Origin of the sequence: Limnobacter humi (genome assembly GCF_024518835.1) — a bacterium.
Taxonomy (GTDB): domain Bacteria; phylum Pseudomonadota; class Gammaproteobacteria; order Burkholderiales; family Burkholderiaceae_B; genus Limnobacter; species Limnobacter humi.
Genome location: NZ_JANIGO010000023.1, coordinates 1 through 559, shown reverse-complemented (window position 1 = coordinate 559; position 559 = coordinate 1). Strand labels below are relative to the sequence as shown.

General features: G+C 65.7%; 2 protein-coding genes. Both read right to left on the bottom strand.

Going from position 1 to position 559, the window contains the following annotated elements; all coding sequences use genetic code 11:
- On the bottom strand, positions 1 to 327 hold a 327-nt coding region (locus tag NQT62_RS15385), incomplete at its 3' end, for an aminotransferase class IV (RefSeq protein WP_502361303.1).
- A partial coding sequence (locus tag NQT62_RS15380; RefSeq protein ID WP_256765629.1) for a cation:dicarboxylate symporter family transporter occupies positions 324 to 559 on the bottom strand: 236 nt, incomplete at its 5' end. The genes NQT62_RS15380 and NQT62_RS15385, both read right to left, overlap by 4 nt.

Genomic DNA, 559 nt, shown 5'->3' with positions numbered 1-559 from the left:
GAGAATGGCGCGGCCATTGTTGGGGTAGAGGCAACCGGCCTTGGCATTGGTCGGCATCGTCTCGAAGCTCGGACGGCGGAAGGGCGAAACGGTGACGGAAAAACCCGTGGGCTCCTGCATCGGCGATTCGTACAGGCTGAGACAGAAGCGGGTTGAAGCGGGATCGGCGGGCACGCCCATATAGCCGCCATGCTCGGCCCAATACATCGGCCGGATATAGACGGCGATCCGGCCATCGAATTTTTTCAACCCGTCGCGGGCAAGACCGGCAATGTCTTCCGCGCTCATGGTCGGCTGGAGACCAAGCGCGGCGGCGGAGGCATTCACCCGGGCGCAATGGCGGTCAGCTCGGCACCGGGCAGCGCGCCTGGGCGGAGGAGCTGGAAGGACAGTATGGCTTTACCCGCGCCAAGGCGCTGTTCGACCACCTCTTCGGTGACCGGCAGGGTCGCGATCGACGAGCGCGAGACGAAGCCGAGCTGGATCGCGGGCCAGGCGGCGGCGAAGAAGCGCCGCGGACTGATCCCGTTCGCCAGCATCAGCAGCGGGTAGACGACGA